The sequence below is a fragment of the uncultured Aliiroseovarius sp. genome, assembly GCF_947492455.1.
In the GTDB taxonomy this organism is placed as follows: Bacteria; Pseudomonadota; Alphaproteobacteria; order Rhodobacterales; family Rhodobacteraceae; genus Aliiroseovarius.
Window position 1 is genome coordinate 273,379 of the sequence record NZ_CANLNB010000003.1, and the last position, 16,371, is coordinate 289,749.

Consider the following 16,371-nt stretch of genomic DNA (forward strand, 5'->3'; position numbering starts at 1 on the left):
AATCGCCATGCGGTTTCGGCAAGACATGCACAGCACCGTCCATGTTTCGGACGACCACGCGCCCAAACAGGCGCGGCGCGCGGCGCGTGCGGTGCAGCTTTTGCAAGATGGGTTGCGCGTTGGGGCCAGTGTCCGCGCCCGACAGGTGACGGGTGATCCAATCGAGATCTGGCAGTCCGAGGACGGCCAGCAGGTGTTGCAATGCCAAAGCTCGGGCTCCAGCGGCGCACCGAAAACCATCCAGCGTCGCCCGGACAGCTGGATCGCAAGTTTCGAAATTGCCCAGCGTGAATTCGGCGCTGGCGAGGACACGCCCTATGCGGTGCTGGGCGATCCGGGGCATTCGCTGGTGCTGTTTGCCATCATGGAGGCTTTTCATCTGGGTGCAGACCTGTCGGTTCTGACCGGTTTGTTGCCTCGTGCCCAGTTGCAAGGGCTTGCGCGGGACGGGGTGCAGGTGCTCTATGCCACACCCGCGCAGTTGCGGTTGCTGTTGAAAGCACATCCTGAACCGCTGCCCGAGATGCGGCTGGTGTTTTCGGGTGGGGGAAAGCTGGATGCGGACACGGCAGAGGCGCTGGTGGAACTGTTCCCAAATGCAGAGCTGCACGAGTTCTTTGGCGCCTCCGAGACCAGCTTCATGTCGATCGCGCCGGTGGGCGCCCCGATCGCCTCGGTCGGGCGGGCCTATCCGGGCGTCGAGATCGCGTTGCGCGATGCCAACGGCCGGCCGGTTGGGCAGGGGCCGGGTGAACTCTGGGTGAAAAGCCCCTATCTGTTCGACCGCTATGTGGAAGGTGAAAGCCCTGAGACCCGCTGGGAGGACGGTTTCCTGACGGTGGGCGAGATGGCGCGGCTGGACGCGGACGGGTTTCTGTACCTTCTGGGCCGCACCTCGCGGATGGTGACGGTGGCCGACCACAATGTCTTTCCTGAGGCGGTCGAGGCAGAGATCGCAAAGCTCAGCGCCGCGCGCGCTGCGGTTGTCCCGGTGCCGGATGACGCGCGTGGGCAGGTGCTGGTTGCCGTCGTTGAGGGCGCGGAGTGCGACGACACGGTGCGTAGCATCAAAGACCGTTGCCGCGACACGTTGGGCGCGCCGTCGATGCCGCGGCAGGTGCTGTTCGTTGACGCTCTGCCGATGCTGCCAGCCGGAAAGCCTGATCTGAAAGCGCTTGAGCAGCTCGCACGGGGGCAGGTATGAGCGCCGCTTGGATCATCGCCGCCCGCCGCACAGCCGTCGTTCCGCGCGGTGGGGCATTTGCGGCGTTAGACATTCACGACCTCGCAGCACCTGTGATCCGCGATCTGTTGGCGCAGGCTGGGGTGGCGCCCGACGAAGTCGGCGAGGTGATTTTGGCCAACGCGTTGGGCGCGGGCGGCAATCCCGCGCGTGTCGCGGCCTTGGCGTCGGGCTTGCCCGAAACGGTAGGCGGCTTGACCATCGACCGCCAATGTTGCGGCGGGCTGGACGCGGTGATGCTTGCGCAGGCGATGATCTTGTCCGGCCAGCAGGAGGTTGTGATCGCGGGCGGGGCAGAGAGCTATTCGCGCCGTCCCCTGCGGTCCCGCACCTTCGCGGATGGGCGTGACCCGGAACCGTATGAGCAAGCCCAATTCACCCCGTGGCCGGATCGCGATCCGGATATGGCCGAAGCCGCCGAGGCTTTGGCGCAGAAGCTGGGGATCACCCGGCAGACACAGGATGACTGGGCCGTGGCCAGCCATCAGGCGGCGTTGGAGGGCGTGCAATCGGATCAGATTGTGCCCGTGGCGGGGCAGGAGGCTGACGCGTTTACCCGAAAGCTCACCCCGCGTCTTTGTGCGCGCGCACCGGTGATCGCAGGCAGTGTCACCGCTGCCAATATGGCGGTCGCAGCCGACGGCGCGGCGTTCGTGCTGGTGGTCTCAGATCGCGTGGCGCGCAGGCTTTCGGCCCCGAAAGTCCGAATTGAGGCGGGGGCTAGCCTTGGCGGCACACCCGATTTGCCCGGCATCGCCCCGGTGGACGCGATCAAAGCAGTATTGGCGCGTACGGGGCGGATCCCAAACGACCTATCCATCGCCGAGATCATGGAGGCCTTCGCCGTCCAAGCCATCGCTTGTCAGGAGGGCGCGGGTGTGCCACGCGAGATCGTCAATCCGAACGGTGGCGCGCTTGCACGCGGGCATCCCATTGGAGCATCCGGTGCGATCTTGGCAGTGGGGCTGTATTATGAACTCTTGCGGCGGGGCGGGGCCGGCGTGGCCGCGATTGCCGCCGCGGGCGGTCTGGGCAGCGCGTTGGTGTTGTCTGCGCCTTAGTCGTCGAACCCGTGGAAACTTGTGAACACCTCTAACGCGTCGCGTTCGGTGCGGAACTGGTTCACTGGCGCGGCTTCGTCCTTTTTACCGACGGCAATGCCACAGACGACCAGTTCGTCCTCGGGCAGGTTCAGGTGGTCGTGGACGATGTTCCCGTAGTTCGCCAGCGCGCCAATTCCCGTGGCGCCATAACCCAGATCCTCGGCCGCCAGCAGGAAAGTCATCAGCGACATGCCCAGATCCATGAAGCAGCCTTTGCCCATGCGCCGGTCTATGGTGGCGATCACGCCCACAGGCGCATCAAAGAAGGCATAGTTGCGCGCAAACTGTGCGCGCCGCCCGGCCACGTCCCGTTTCGCAATCCCCAGCGCTTGATACAGCGCGTATCCAGCCGCGCGTTGGCGGGCCTTTAGGTCGGCAGGCATCGGGATCGGGAAATAGGAATACTCGCTGACTGGCGGTTCGTTGCGCTCCAGCGCGTCGTGCAGGGCGCTGACCAGCCCATCCAAAGCATCACCTGTCAGAACGTGAAATTTTCCGGGTTGCAGATTGGCCCCGCTGGGGGCTTTCCGCGCGGCCTGACAGATCTTTTCCAGATCAGATTTGGCCACAGGATCCTTGGTAAAAGCGCGCACAGAATGGCGCTGCGACAGGAGGTCTTGGAACGAGCGTTGCATGAGCTGGGATGTGCCTTGCGCCACTGTGGCCTGTCAAGCACAGGGTGAATCGCCTTTAGGCCGTTTTTTGCCGAGCATTTCCATATTGGATCCGAAAGTCACCATAAAACACCCGTAAGAGGCATCCATGCAGGGGGCTGCATGTATCCCTGTGTCTGTCAAGATTTTACATTTTTCGGGGATGTGATTTACGGAATTAACAAGTGAAAACAATGCTAAAAACTTTCTAGGTTAAGAAAAATAACAGAAATTCTCGACCTAGTTAAACTAATTTACACAAAATCTGTTGTTTAGATGTGATTAATCCGACAGTTTTCAAGGCAAGTTTGGGAATAAACCGTTTTGGGGACGTCCCGGCCCACGCGAACTGGTCGCGTTTGGAGGAAAATCTGGGAGGATCCTGAATGTCGTCGCAAGCTACGGCTGATAAGACCTATGCTCCGTCTGCGGAGTTTGTCTCGAATGCACATATCGATGCAGCTAAATACCAAGAGATGTATGCCGCATCCGTAAATGACCCTGATGCATTCTGGGCCGAGCAAATGACGCGTCTGACCTGGACCAAGACGCCGACCAAAATCAAAAACACCACTTTTGCGCACCCCGACGTGTCGATCAAATGGTTTGAAGATGGCGAACTGAACGTCTCGGCCAACTGTATCGACCGCCACCTCGAGACCCGTGGTGACCAGGTCGCGATCATCTGGGAATCAGACGATCCCAACCTTGATAAAAAGATCACGTATAACGAGCTGCACGAGAACGTCTCGAAGCTGGCCAACGTGATGAAGGGCATGGGCGTCGGCAAAGGCGACCGCGTCATTCTGTATCTTCCGATGATCCCTGAAGCATCGTACGCGATGCTGGCCTGTGCCCGCATCGGCGCGATCCACTCGATCGTCTTCGCCGGCTTCTCGCCGGAAGCACTGGCTGCCCGTGTTGAAGGCTGTGGTGCCTCGCTGGTGATCACCGCTGACGAAGCCCCCCGTGGTGGCCGCAACACGCCGCTGAAAACCAACGTGGATGCCGCTTTGGCGCACGGCGATCTGGGGTCGACCCCGGTTCTGGTGGTTGAGCGTACCGGTGGCGATGTGCCGATGGTAGACGGCCGCGACCATTCGTATTCGGCGCTGATGGCAGACGCTTCGGCTGACTGCCCGCCCGAAACCATGAACGCAGAAGATCCGCTGTTCATCCTTTACACCTCGGGTTCGACCGGCCAGCCGAAAGGCGTTCAGCACTGTACCGGTGGGTACCTGCTGTGGGCTGCAATGACCCACGAATACGTTTTCGACTATCATGAAGGCGACATCTACTGGTGTACCGCTGACGTGGGCTGGGTCACCGGCCACAGCTACATCGTCTATGGCCCGCTGGCCAACGGCGCGACCACACTGATGTTCGAAGGTGTTCCGACCTATCCGGATGCTGGCCGTTTCTGGGCCGTGTGTGAGAAGCACAAGGTGAACCAGTTCTACACCGCTCCGACCGCAATCCGTGCCCTGATGGCACGTGGCGAAGAGTTCGTGACCAAGTACGATCTGAGCGACCTGAAGGTGCTGGGCACCGTGGGCGAGCCGATCAACCCTGAAGCCTGGAACTGGTACAACGACGTTGTCGGCAAAGGAAATTGCCCGATCGTTGACACCTGGTGGCAGACGGAAACCGGTGGTCACCTGCTGACCCCGCTGCCCGGCGCGACCGCAACCAAGCCCGGCTCGGCCACCACGCCTTTCTTCGGCGTCCAGCCTGTGATCCTCGAGCCGACCACCGGCGAAGAGATCAACGAGACCGAAGCCGAAGGCGTACTGTGCATGAAAGACAGCTGGCCCGGCCAGATGCGCACCGTCTATGGCGACCATGACCGCTTCGTGGCCACCTACTTTGCTGATTACAAAGGCTACTACTTCACCGGTGACGGCTGCCGCCGTGACGCGGATGGCTACTACTGGATCACCGGCCGTGTGGACGACGTGATCAACGTTTCGGGTCACCGCATGGGCACCGCCGAAGTGGAAAGCGCTCTGGTGGCACATGCCAAGGTTTCCGAAGCCGCTGTTGTTGGCTTCCCGCACGACATCAAGGGGCAGGGCATCTACTGCTACGTCACCCTGATGGACGGCGAAGAGTATACCGACGATCTGAAGGTCGAACTGCGCAACTGGGTCCGTCAGGAAATCGGCCCGATCGCCAGCCCCGACCACATCCAGTGGGCCCCGGGCCTGCCGAAGACCCGTTCGGGCAAGATCATGCGCCGTATCCTGCGCAAGATCGCCGAGGACGATTTCGGTTCGCTGGGTGACACCTCAACCCTGGCCGATCCGTCGGTTGTGGACGACCTGATCGACAACCGCATGAACAAGGCGGGTGCATAATGGACGCAGCGACAACGACCGCCGCCCCTGTTCTGATCCTTCTCGGCCCTCCGGGCGCCGGGAAGGGCACTCAGGCCCGAATGCTGGAAGACAAGTTTGGACTTGTTCAGCTTTCGACAGGAGATCTTTTGCGCGCAGCAGTCGCAGCAGGGACCGAAGCGGGCCTTGCTGCAAAAGCCGTTATGGAAGCCGGTGAACTGGTCTCGGATGAGATCGTGATCAACATCCTGCGTGACCGTCTGGCAGATGCCGACTGCGCCAAGGGTGTGATCCTTGACGGTTTCCCCCGCACCACCGTTCAGGCCGAGGCGCTGGACGCCCTGCTTGCGGAAAGCGGACAAAAAATCAACGCAGCCATCAGCCTTGAAGTCGATGACGCTGCAATGGTGACCCGCATTTCGGGCCGTTACACCTGTGGCGGTTGCGGTGAAGGGTATCACGACGAGTTTAAGCAGCCCGCGAAAGACGGCGTCTGCGACAAATGCGGCGGCACGGACATGAAACGCCGGGCCGACGATAACGCCGAAACCGTGGGAAGCCGCCTTGTGGCCTACCACGCACAAACGGCACCGCTCATTGCCTACTACGGGGGCAAGGGCAGCTTGCAGAAGGTCGATGCCATGAAGGCTATCGATACCATTGCAGGTGACCTTAATGAGATCGTTCAGGAAGCGGTCGCATAAGAAAGGGAAGGGCGGGGGCGCGTGTGTGACCCCGTTGGAGGAACTTCAGAGGGAGGAGGCTTCATGGCCGATAACTCACAAAACGACGCATATTGGTCCGCCAATTTGCGCATCATCAAGATCAGCCTAGTAATTTGGGCGATCGTTTCATTTGGATTCGGCATTCTGCTGCGCCCGATGCTTTCCGGCATCGCCGTCGGCGGAACCGATCTTGGTTTCTGGTTCGCACAGCAAGGTTCGATCATCGTCTTCTTGATTTTGATCTTCAACTACGCAATGCGCATGAACAAACTCGACCGTGACCACGGCGTAGACGAAGAATAAAGGGGCCAGAAACAGATGGATCAGTTTACGATCAACCTGCTGTTTGTGGGTGCGAGCTTCGCACTTTACATCGGCATCGCAATCTGGGCCCGTGCGGGCTCGACTTCGGAATTCTACGCCGCTGGGCGTGGTGTTCACCCGGTCACCAACGGTATGGCGACGGCTGCTGACTGGATGTCGGCTGCATCGTTCATTTCGATGGCTGGCCTTATCGCCTTTACCGGTTACGACAACTCGTCGTTCCTGATGGGCTGGACCGGCGGCTACGTGCTGCTGGCACTGCTGCTTGCGCCTTACCTGCGTAAGTTCGGCAAGTTCACCGTGTCGGAATTCATCGGTGACCGCTTCTACTCGCAGACTGCCCGTATCGTGGCTGTTGTCTGCTTGATTGTGGCCTCGACCACCTACGTTATCGGTCAGATGACCGGCGTTGGTGTTGCGTTTGGTCGCTTCCTGGAAGTGGACAACACAACCGGTCTGTTCATCGGTGCTGCTGTTGTATTCGCCTACGCCGTTTTCGGCGGCATGAAGGGTGTTACCTACACGCAGGTTGCTCAGTACTGCGTACTGATCACTGCTTACACCATTCCGGCAATCTTCATCTCGCTGCAGCTGACTGGCAACCCGATCCCGGCCCTGGGCCTGTTCGGCGAGCACGCAGCTTCGGGCGAGCCTCTGCTGGCGAAACTGGACGCAATCGTGACCGAACTTGGCTTCAACGAGTACACTGCTCACCACGCCGACACGTTCAACATGGTTCTGTTCACCCTGTCGCTGATGATCGGTACTGCTGGTCTGCCGCACGTAATCATGCGCTTCTTCACCGTGCCTAAAGTATCGGACGCCCGTTGGTCGGCCGGTTGGACCCTGGTGTTCATCGCTCTGCTGTACCTGACTGCTCCGGCTGTTGGTGCAATGGCTCGCCTGAACATCTCGGAAATGATGTGGCCGAATGGTGGCGTCAATGGTGAAGCTGTGACTGTTCAGCAGATCGAGAACGAAGATCGTTACGACTGGATGAAGACGTGGCAGAAAACTGGTCTTCTGAACTGGGAAGACAAGAACGGCGACGGCAAGATCCAGTACTACAACGACAAGTCCGCAGCTATGCAAGAAATGGCCGCTGAAAAAGGCTGGACCGGTAACGAGCTGACCAAGTTCAACCGCGACATCCTGGTTCTGGCCAACCCCGAAATCGCCAACCTGCCGGGTTGGGTAATCGGTCTGGTTGCTGCTGGTGGTCTGGCTGCTGCGCTTTCGACGGCTGCTGGTCTGCTTCTGGCGATCTCGTCGGCTGTATCGCACGACCTTATCAAAGGTGCGATCAACCCGCAGATCTCGGAAAAAGGCGAACTGATGTCGGCACGTGTGGCGATGGCAGTAGCAATTGTTGTAGCTACCTATCTGGGTCTCAACCCTCCGGGCTTCGCAGCACAAACCGTGGCACTTGCCTTCGGTCTGGCCGCCGCGTCGATCTTCCCGGCTCTGATGATGGGTATCTTCTCGACCAAAGTGAACAACACTGGCGCCGTTGCTGGCATGATCGCGGGTATCACCGTTACCCTGATCTACATCTTCCTGCACAAAGGCTGGTTCTTCATCCCGGGCACCAACAGCTTCTCGGACGCTGATCCGCTTCTGGGCACCGTTAAGTCGACCTCGTTCGGCGCAATTGGTGCGGCGATCAACTTCGCTGTTGCTTACACCGTGTCGGGCATGACCAAGCCTCTGCCGGCTGAGATCAAAGCTCTGGTTGAATCGGTTCGCGTACCGCGCGGCGCCGGTGCAGCTCAGAACAAATAAATGGCTCGGGCGGGTGGCCCTCTGCGTCGACCCGCCCCCTTTTAAATTTGTCCCGTCCGGTGTTCTATCGGGCGGGATTAACTTTTGAAGAAGGCAGCGAATATGCCCCTGAGCCAAGATCAGATTTTCCGATTTCTGAAATCCGTTCACCCCTATGACGCCCTAAACGCTGATGTGGTCGAAAGACTGGTGCCGACGCTTCAAGCGCGCGCCGTACCCGCAGGCGAAAGCGTCTATGATTTCGGAGATGACCTGCCCGGCGTGTTCATCATCCACGAGGGCGAGGTCGAGGTCAGTGACGAGAACGGCTCGGTCGTGTCGCATCTTGGGCTGCGCAACTCTTTTGGCGAACGCGGGCTCTTGCGGGAAGGCAAGGCTGTGACCTCGGCGCAAGCCGTCACGGACACCACGCTGCTGATCCTGCCCGTGGACCAATTCCACGCGCTGATCGCCGCAGAAGACAAGGTTAAACGGTTCTTCGATCGCTCGCGCGCGGATCGGAACAACAAGCAGGACCAGCAGGACCTCGCGACCACGCAGGTGGATACGCTGATGGCTGCCAACCCGGTGACCTGCACCCCTGCGACCTCGGTGCAAGACGCCGCGATCCTGATGCGCGACCGTCGCGTGTCGTCGCTGTGTATCACCGAAGGCGATGCCCTGACCGGGATCCTGACCACCCGCGACATGTCTGGCAAAGTGCTGGCCGCAGCCCTGCCCGTAGACACACCCGTGTCGCAGATCATGACACCCAACCCCATCACGCTTGCCCCGTCCGCCATTGGTTCGGACGTGCTGCACATCATGATGGAGCGCCGCATCGGCCATGTGCCAATCGTCGAAGGTGGCAAGCTGGTTGGCATCGTCAGCCAGACAGACCTGACCCGCTTCCAAGCCGTAAGCTCGGCCGAGCTGGTGCGCGAGATCGCACAGGCCAACACGCCGGAGGAAATGCGCGAGGTGACAGAACGCATCCCGCAGCTTCTGGTCCAACTGGTCGCTGGGGGGCGCCCGCATCAGGTGGTCACCCGCCTGATCACAGACATCGCCGACACCTGCACCCGCCGCCTGCTGGCTTTGGGCGAGGCCAAGCTGGGTCCGGCGCCGGTGCCCTATCTGTGGGCCGCCTGTGGATCGCAGGGCCGCCAGGAACAGACCGGCGTTTCCGATCAAGATAACTGCATGATTTTGCACGACGATGTGACGGACGCAGATCGCGACGGATACTTTACCGAGCTGGCCAAGTTCGTCTGTGACGGGCTGGATGTTTGCGGCTATTTCTATTGCCCCGGCGATATGATGGCGACCAACCCGCGCTGGTGTCAGCCGCTGAAGGTTTGGAAAGACTATTTCGACGGCTGGATCGCCAAGCCAAGCCCGGAAGCGCAGATGCTGGCCTCGGTCATGTTCGATCTGCGGGCGATCTCGGGGGATGAAAGCCTGTTTGAAGGGCTTCAGAAAGACACGCTGAAAATGGCAGCGAATAACTCGATCTTCGTGGCGCATATGGTGTCGAACTCGTTGAAGCACACACCGCCGCTGGGCCTTCTGCGCGGCTTCGCCACGATCCGTTCGGGCGAGCATAAGAACCAGCTGGATATGAAGCATAACGGCGTTGTGCCGATCGTTGATCTGGGCCGCGTCTATGCCCTGCAGGGCGAACTGACCGAGGCCAACACACGCGCGCGTCTGGAAGCTGCCATTCACGCCGGTGGCCTCAGCCAATCGGGCGGGCAGGATCTGCTGGACGCCTATGACCTGATTGCCGACACGCGGCTGGAACATCAGGTTGCCGAAGTCAAAGCCGGTGGCAAGCCGGACAATTATCTGTCGCCCTCGGACCTGTCCGAGTTTGAACGCAGCCACCTGCGCGATGCCTTTGTTGTGGTGAAATCCATGCAAAGCTCGATCGGGCATGGGCGCGGGATGCTGGGCTAAAACAGGTCAGAACAGGCCGAAACGGGCCAAACGGGTAGGGAGGAAACCGAATGTTCTTTGAGATGGTCGCCACACTGGTGTCAGGTTTTGCAGGCGCAGGTGTGGTGCTGCTTTTGAACAAGATCAGCGGCGGTCGGCTGCCGAAATGGGCTATGCCCGTCGGCGCCGGTCTTGCGATGATCATCACCACGATCGCCAACGAATACGCGTGGTATGACCGCACGCAAGAGACACTGCCCGAGGGCATGGAAGTCATTCAAACGGTCGAAAACAAAGCGATTTATCGCCCGTGGACCTATGTAAAACCCTTCACCGAACGGTTTATCGCTCTGGATGAACCATCCCTGCGGACCCACGACGCACGCCCAGAGATGCGCATGGTGGACGTCTATTTCTTTGGCCGTTGGTCCGCGCCGGAAAAGATGGTCATGCTGGCTGATTGCGATGCGGGACGACGTGCCCCCTTGATCGATGGCGTGTCCTTTGACGCTGACGGAGAGATCACTGGCGTCGATTGGTTCGCCCCGGGCGAGGGGGATCCGCTGGTCACGGCAATCTGTAAACTGGAGGTATAGTCATGCAAATCCTGACGAAGCTGTCGTTGCGCTTTCGGATCTTCCTGTTCTTCGCCTTCTTGGCCGTCGCAGCGGTGCTGTTGGTGATCGGTGCATTGGTGGTCGGCGCAGGGCGCGCAACACCTGACGATGTAGCGTCTGGTTTCGTCTTTGCTGGGGTTCTGTCCAGTTTTGGTATTTTGGCGCTGGTCGCCGGGGTGTGGTTCCTCTTTGATGAAAACGTTGCCCGGCCCATCGAGCGTCTGGCATCGGGCTTGCGCTCCAAGGCCCACGCGGGTGCTGGCGAAGTGGACATGCATAGCGCGCGTTTTCTGGGCGATCTGGCCCCCGCGGCCGAGGCTGTGTCCGAGCAGCTGATGAAGTCGACGATGGATCAGGCCAGCCTTGTCGCGGCCGAAACCCGGCGCCTGTCTGACGACAAAGCCCGCCTGACGGCGCTTCTGTCCGAAATCCCCGTCGCCATGGTGCTGATCAACCCGGCACACCAGATCGTGCTCTATGACAAACAGGCGGCTGCCGTGCTGTCTCAGGTCAGTCCGGCGCGTCTGAATGCCTCGATTTTTGACTACTTCCAGAAAACGCCTTTCATGGCGGCCTATCACAAGATGATTTCGACGGGGTTGGAGCAAAGCTTTTCCGACCTGTCCGCTGCAAATGGACTAGAGTTCGACGCCCGTCTGAAGCCCCTTGCGCCGGGCGAAGGCTATTTGCTGATGATCGATGACGCCCATGCCGTATTGGCGCCGGACGAAGGGCGCCCTGTGGTGTTCGACTTCGATTTGATGGAGGGGCAGGCCACAGACGATCTGATGGAAATGCAGCTGCGCGATCTGACCTACGTGGTGTTCGACACGGAAACCACCGGGCTGTTGCCGCACAAGGACGAGATCGTACAAATCGGCGCCGTGCGCGTGGTCAACGAAAAGATCGTTCCCGGCGAGGTGGTCGACCAGCTTGTCGATCCCGAAATGCCGATCCCGCCGGCCTCGACCAAGGTGCACCATGTGTCTGACATGATGGTGGCTGGGAAGCCGACCATTCGCGAGGCGGGGAAAAGCTTCCATGACTTCGCGCGCGGGGCTGTTCTTGTGGCCCACAACGCGCCTTTCGACATGGCCTTCCTGCGCCGTCACGCCGAGGATTGTGGGGTTGAATGGACCCATCCCATTCTGGACACGGTGCTGCTGTCGGCTGTCCTGTATGGCACGACCGAAGTGCACACGCTAGACGCGCTCTGCGACCGTCTGGGCGTGGTCATCCCGCCCGAGCTGCGCCACACCGCCTTGGGCGACGCGCAAGCCACGGCCGAGGTTCTGTGCAAGATGCTCGCCATGCTGCACTCCAAAGGGATCGAGACGCTGGGCGGCGCGATCTCCGCGGCGAAAAAGCATAAGCGGCTGTTGGAAGACTTGAACTAGCGCAGGGGGTTAGCGGCTTTCGTCCGCCCCCATGCGCCGTTCCAGCCAGCGCACGCCCGCCGAGATGATCAGGACCAGCACAAGGTATTCCAGGATCAGCAGCGTGTAGATCTCGAGCGGGCGGTATTCGGTCACCACCAGCTCGTTCGCGCGCCGGGTTAGTTCCTGCATCCCGATGACGGACGCAAAGGCCGACATTTTCACGATGTAGATAAATTGGTTCGCCAGCGGCGGCAGAATGCGCCGGACCGCTTGTGGCAGGATGACATAACGCATCGCCTTGGCGCGGCTTAGCCCGATGGTCTGGGCGGCCTCGGCCTGACCACGCGGAACCGATTGAATGCCCGCACGGAAGATCTCTGCCGTGAAAGCGCTGTCCGACAGCGCCAGTGTGATCACCGCGCCCCAGAATGGATCAATCGAAATGCTGATCCCCATCCCGCGCATCACGACGGGCAGACCATAGAAGACCCAGAACAGCATCGGCAGAAGCGGGATCGCGCGGATGAACTCGACATAGATGCGGTTCGGCAGGCGCAGCCAACGGTTCTGTGCGAAGGCCGGAAGCGCCACCAGAAGCCCGATGATGATCGAGGCCACCGCCGCCAGAACCGAGATCTGGATGGTCGAGGTGAAGCCCCGGATCAGGAAGCGGATATTGGTCCAGCCATTGTCCGTTGTGGGGTCGATGACGTACCAGCCCCAGGTGCCGGGCGCTGCGGAACAGGCAGTCAGCAGCAACAGTGAGGACAGCAGGGCGATTGTTCGAAAAGTCATATCGGCCCCCTCAGTGTTTCAAGATTTTATCAAGGAAAAGTGCGAAACGTTCAGATTTCGGCGCCTTGAACACCTGCTCGGGCGCGCCGATTTCAACGATCTCGCCTGCATCCATGAAGGCAATGCGGTCGGCGACGCGGCGGGCAAATCCCATTTCATGGGTCACGCAGATCATGGTCATCCCATCGGCGGCCAAGTCCTCCATCACCTCCAGCACTTCGGCAATCATCTCGGGATCCAGCGCCGAGGTCGGCTCGTCAAACAGCATCAGCTTGGGTTCCATGCACAAAGCGCGTGCAATCGCCACGCGTTGCTGCTGGCCGCCAGACAATTGCGCGGGGCGTTTTTCGGCCTGTTCGGGGATACGGACACGGTCCAAATAGGCGCGCGCGCGCTCCTCGGCCTCAGCCCGCGACAGGCCAAGCGCTTTCACCGGGCCAAGGGTCAGATTGTCCAGAACAGACAGATGCGGAAACAGGTTAAAGCTTTGAAAAACCATGCCAATATCGCCGGGGCGCTGTGTGTTCATCGCGCCGCCTTGCAGGTGAATATCGCCTTGCTGATGGGTCTCTAGCCCGGCCAGCAGCCGCACGACAGTTGACTTCCCCGACCCCGAGGGACCGCAAATGACCAGCTTTTCGCCAACCTCCACCGTCAGCGAGATATCCCGCAGCACCTGAAAGTCGTCATACCACTTGGAAACGCCTGTCAACTGAACGGCGGTGTTGGGTTGATTTTTGTTCTGCACTTGTTCCACGCGCCGTTTTTTGTTCAACTGATCGTGACCGGTGATCCATTCCCTATACGATCACGTAATCTATATGGATGAAAACGAATATTTATAACCACCAAAAGGACAACGTGTGATGAACTTTTTGAGAACTCTCGGAGCGGGCCTCTTGGCCTTGGCGACACTAACGGGGGCCGCCAGTGCGCAATCCGCGTTGAACGAGATCCTGTCAGGCGGCGTTCTGAAGGTGGGGACGACGGGCGACTGGAATCCCATGTCGGTGCGTGATCCGGCGACGGAAAGCTACAAGGGCTATGACATCGACGTCATGACCGAACTGGCGAAAGACCTTGAGGTCAAGCTGGAGTTCGTGCCGACCGACTGGAAAACGCTGGTGAATGGCATTGTTGCCGGGAACTATCACATGACGGGCTCTGCCTCGATCTCGCCGTCGCGGATGAAGGTGGCGGGCTATTCGGATCCGTATATCTCGGTCCAGATTTTGCCCTTCACCACCTCTGACAAACTGGCGGGATTTGACGGCTGGGCGTCGATTAACAAGCCCGAGGTGAAGGTGGCAACCACGCTTGGCACCTCGTTTGAGGGGATGGTGAAAGAGTGGTTTGCGGACGCTGACATCAAAGTGGTCGAGGCCCCTGCGCGTGGCTATCAAGAGGTCCTGTCGGGCCGTGCAGATGTGTTCATCACGTCGAACATCGAAGGCGCGACGCTGACCCAGAAATTCCCGCAAGTGACGGCCATTCCTGTGGAAGCACCCCGTGCGCCGACCCCAATTGCGATGCTGCTGCCGCAGGGCGATCAGGTCTGGATCAACTATGTAAACAGCTGGATTAAGCTGAAGCAGGAGAAGGGCTTCTTTGAAGCGACTGCTGCGAAGTGGGGTCTGCAGTAAGCAGATCTAGAGAACTGGAAAAGGCCGGGGCGACCCGGCCTTTTTCATTTCAGTGGAGCCGTTTGATACAGCTTCACCTTGGTCCCACCGTGATCAATCGGAGGACCGGGCGGCAGGAACGGCAGCCCCGTGGCTTTAGCCAACCCGCCGTCCGAGGTGATGATCGCCACGCGCCAGCCCTTGAACCGCTCCTGAAACACCTTGCCCATTGTGCCATAGAGCGCGAAGAGCAGTTTCTTGTTGCCAATCCGCGCGCCGTAGGGCGGGTTTACGATGATTAGGCCGGGATCGGTGTCGGGGCGGCAGATGTCGCTGATCGAGGCTTCGGTGAATTGGCACATCGCCGCCACACCCGCGCTTTCGGCGTTTTTCTGGCTGTTGGCGATGGCACCGGCATTCCGGTCGGATCCGAAAAATCGAACATTCGCGGACGTTGTCGGTGCTTGCGCCTTCTTCAGGGCCGCAAAAGCCTTTGCATCAAAACTCGCAAGCTTTTCAAAGGCAAAACTGCGATCACGACCGGGGAGAAGCCCCGCCGTCATCTCGGCGGCTTCAATCAAAAAAGTACCAGAACCGCACATTGGGTCCAAAACGGCCTCTTCCCCGTCAAAGCCAGCGGCCCGCAGGAACAGGGCCGCCAAAGTCTCGCGCATCGGGGCTTTGCCCGTCGCGGTTTTATGGCCACGTTTGTGCAGGCTTTCGCCCGAGCTGTCCAAGCTGATGGTCACAAGGTTGTCGTCGATCCGCACCTTGATCACCAACGCCGCGTCCTTGCTGATCGGGGCGCCAAGCGTCTCGGAAATGGCGCGTTCGACCCGTTGGGCGGCCCCTTTGTGGTGATAGATTTTCGAGCGTTTGCAGACGGCCTCGACCCGTACGGGGATATCCGGGCGCAGCACGTCCGCCCACGGAAACTTGCGCGCGCGTTTGTCCAATTGGGCCATGTGGAAGGCGCGAAATTCGCCCAGACGAACCAACACGCGTGTCGCGCCACGCAGGGTCAGGTTGGCGCGCCAGACCTCGGACCAGGTGCCACGGGTGGTGACACCGCCGGGGCTGACTTTCGGGGTGGCGAACCCTGCAGCGCGGGCCTCGTCCGCCAGAAACGGTTCCAGACCGGGCGGGGCGACAAGGAATATTTCGAGATCATCTGTAGTCATGGGGCCTTCTACCCCATGCACCTCAGCGCGGCGAGCGAAATGCGCGGGCTGTTAGCAAAGATCGTCCGCCGGGATCAACGGAAAGAACTGCCCGTCCGACCAGACGCCAAACCAGCTTTTGCCCTCGTGCTCTTCGGCCACGCCTTGGTCAATCAGGCGATAGAAGGTCTTGCGGTCTATTAGCGCCTCAAGCCCAGCGCGGACTTCGACATAAGGGCAGGGGGTTTCGAACGTACAACCCAATCGCAGGGGGTGATCCGGGCCTGCGGTCACACTGTCGCCCACATGGGTGGTGAACGTCAGACGCTGCTCCCGCCCTTCGCCAGTTACGACCATATCCGTGGCGACAAAGGGCGCGTCCTCGACCGTGATGCCCCATTTTTCGACCGGGGTGACTAGGAAATAGCTGTCGCCCTCGCGCTTCAGGATCGACGAAAACAAACGCACCAGACCCTCGCGCCGGATCTCGCCCCCTTCGTGAAACCATGTGCCATCGCGGGTGATGCGAATGTCGATCTCACCACTATAGTCCGGGTTCCACAGGTGCACCGGGGGCAAGGATTTCCCGGCCTCTGATCCAATAGCTTTCGACACGGCGTCGGCGTCAAAGGCCCGCGTTTCCGGCGATTTTCCAGAGCTTGGCGAATTTGTCATTTGGTCCCCATCTGAATCTGGCCTTTAATGTACTTAGTAT

The 16,371-nt window shown here is 60.0% G+C and carries 15 protein-coding genes; 10 read left to right on the plus strand and 5 right to left on the minus strand.

The features are described 5' to 3' along the window. Window positions 1-7 precede the first annotated feature (7 nt). Together Q0677_RS08045 and Q0677_RS08050 are read left to right on the plus strand one after the other, a co-directional pair. On the plus strand, window positions 8-1,204 hold the full coding sequence (locus Q0677_RS08045) for an AMP-binding protein (RefSeq protein WP_298908188.1): 1,197 nt from the start codon (window positions 8-10) through the stop codon (window positions 1,202-1,204). Continuing rightward, on the plus strand, window positions 1,201-2,304 hold the full coding sequence (locus Q0677_RS08050) for a thiolase family protein (RefSeq protein WP_298908189.1): 1,104 nt from the start codon (window positions 1,201-1,203) through the stop codon (window positions 2,302-2,304). The genes Q0677_RS08045 and Q0677_RS08050 overlap by 4 nt, the downstream gene beginning before the upstream one ends. Here the strand turns inward: Q0677_RS08050 and Q0677_RS08055 are convergent. Next, window positions 2,301-2,981 carry a nitroreductase gene (locus Q0677_RS08055; RefSeq protein WP_298908192.1) on the minus strand — a complete coding sequence of 227 codons (681 nt, stop codon included), beginning with the start codon at window positions 2,979-2,981 and terminating at the stop codon, window positions 2,301-2,303. The genes Q0677_RS08050 and Q0677_RS08055 overlap by 4 nt on opposite strands. A 404-nt stretch (window positions 2,982-3,385) precedes the next feature. Between Q0677_RS08055 and acs the strand changes: the two genes are divergently transcribed. The 7 genes from acs to Q0677_RS08090 all read left to right on the plus strand — a co-directional run bounded on the left by acs (window position 3,386) and on the right by Q0677_RS08090 (window position 12,097). Next, window positions 3,386-5,356, plus strand: a complete 1,971-nt coding sequence (gene acs / locus Q0677_RS08060) for an acetate--CoA ligase (protein WP_298908195.1) — start codon at window positions 3,386-3,388, stop codon at window positions 5,354-5,356. After that, the gene (locus Q0677_RS08065; RefSeq protein ID WP_298908198.1) at window positions 5,356-6,039 is read left to right on the plus strand and encodes an adenylate kinase; all 684 of its coding nucleotides are present in this window, start codon (window positions 5,356-5,358) and stop codon (window positions 6,037-6,039) included. The genes acs and Q0677_RS08065 overlap by 1 nt, the downstream gene beginning before the upstream one ends. A 63-nt stretch (window positions 6,040-6,102) precedes the next feature. Next, the gene (locus tag Q0677_RS08070) at window positions 6,103-6,363 is read left to right on the plus strand and encodes a DUF4212 domain-containing protein (RefSeq protein ID WP_298908201.1); all 261 of its coding nucleotides are present in this window, start codon (window positions 6,103-6,105) and stop codon (window positions 6,361-6,363) included. 15 nt (window positions 6,364-6,378) lie between these two features. Continuing rightward, on the plus strand, window positions 6,379-8,166 hold the full coding sequence (locus tag Q0677_RS08075) for a sodium:solute symporter family protein (protein ID WP_298908203.1): 1,788 nt from the start codon (window positions 6,379-6,381) through the stop codon (window positions 8,164-8,166). A gap of 102 nt (window positions 8,167-8,268) precedes the next feature. Next, window positions 8,269-10,104, plus strand: a complete 1,836-nt coding sequence (locus Q0677_RS08080; RefSeq protein WP_298908206.1) for a DUF294 nucleotidyltransferase-like domain-containing protein — start codon at window positions 8,269-8,271, stop codon at window positions 10,102-10,104. A 50-nt stretch (window positions 10,105-10,154) separates the two neighbouring features. Beyond that, complete coding sequence (locus tag Q0677_RS08085) at window positions 10,155-10,679, plus strand: hypothetical protein (RefSeq protein WP_298908209.1); 525 nt, start codon at window positions 10,155-10,157, stop codon at window positions 10,677-10,679. 2 nt (window positions 10,680-10,681) lie between these two features. Next, window positions 10,682-12,097: an exonuclease domain-containing protein gene (locus Q0677_RS08090; RefSeq protein ID WP_366940959.1), complete on the plus strand. Its 1,416-nt coding sequence runs from the start codon at window positions 10,682-10,684 to the stop codon at window positions 12,095-12,097. A 9-nt stretch (window positions 12,098-12,106) separates the two neighbouring features. On the opposite strand, the gene Q0677_RS08095 is transcribed toward Q0677_RS08090, so the two are convergent. Both Q0677_RS08095 and Q0677_RS08100 read right to left on the minus strand, forming a co-directional pair. Further along, window positions 12,107-12,874 carry an amino acid ABC transporter permease gene (locus Q0677_RS08095; RefSeq protein ID WP_282182678.1) on the minus strand — a complete coding sequence of 256 codons (768 nt, stop codon included), beginning with the start codon at window positions 12,872-12,874 and terminating at the stop codon, window positions 12,107-12,109. Between the two features lie 10 nt (window positions 12,875-12,884). Further along, window positions 12,885-13,622: an amino acid ABC transporter ATP-binding protein gene (locus Q0677_RS08100; protein WP_298908215.1), complete on the minus strand. Its 738-nt coding sequence runs from the start codon at window positions 13,620-13,622 to the stop codon at window positions 12,885-12,887. A 118-nt stretch (window positions 13,623-13,740) separates the two neighbouring features. Between Q0677_RS08100 and Q0677_RS08105 the strand changes: the two genes are divergently transcribed. Beyond that, window positions 13,741-14,517 (plus strand): transporter substrate-binding domain-containing protein, encoded by a 777-nt coding sequence (locus Q0677_RS08105; RefSeq protein WP_298908217.1) that lies wholly within the window; start codon window positions 13,741-13,743, stop codon window positions 14,515-14,517. Window positions 14,518-14,561: 44 nt separating this feature from the next. On the opposite strand, the gene Q0677_RS08110 is transcribed toward Q0677_RS08105, so the two are convergent. After that, the gene (locus Q0677_RS08110) at window positions 14,562-15,677 is read right to left on the minus strand and encodes a class I SAM-dependent RNA methyltransferase (protein WP_298908220.1); all 1,116 of its coding nucleotides are present in this window, start codon (window positions 15,675-15,677) and stop codon (window positions 14,562-14,564) included. A 51-nt stretch (window positions 15,678-15,728) separates the two neighbouring features. Continuing rightward, the gene (locus tag Q0677_RS08115) at window positions 15,729-16,331 is read right to left on the minus strand and encodes a DUF1285 domain-containing protein (RefSeq protein ID WP_298908223.1); all 603 of its coding nucleotides are present in this window, start codon (window positions 16,329-16,331) and stop codon (window positions 15,729-15,731) included. Window positions 16,332-16,371: the final 40 nt, after the last annotated feature.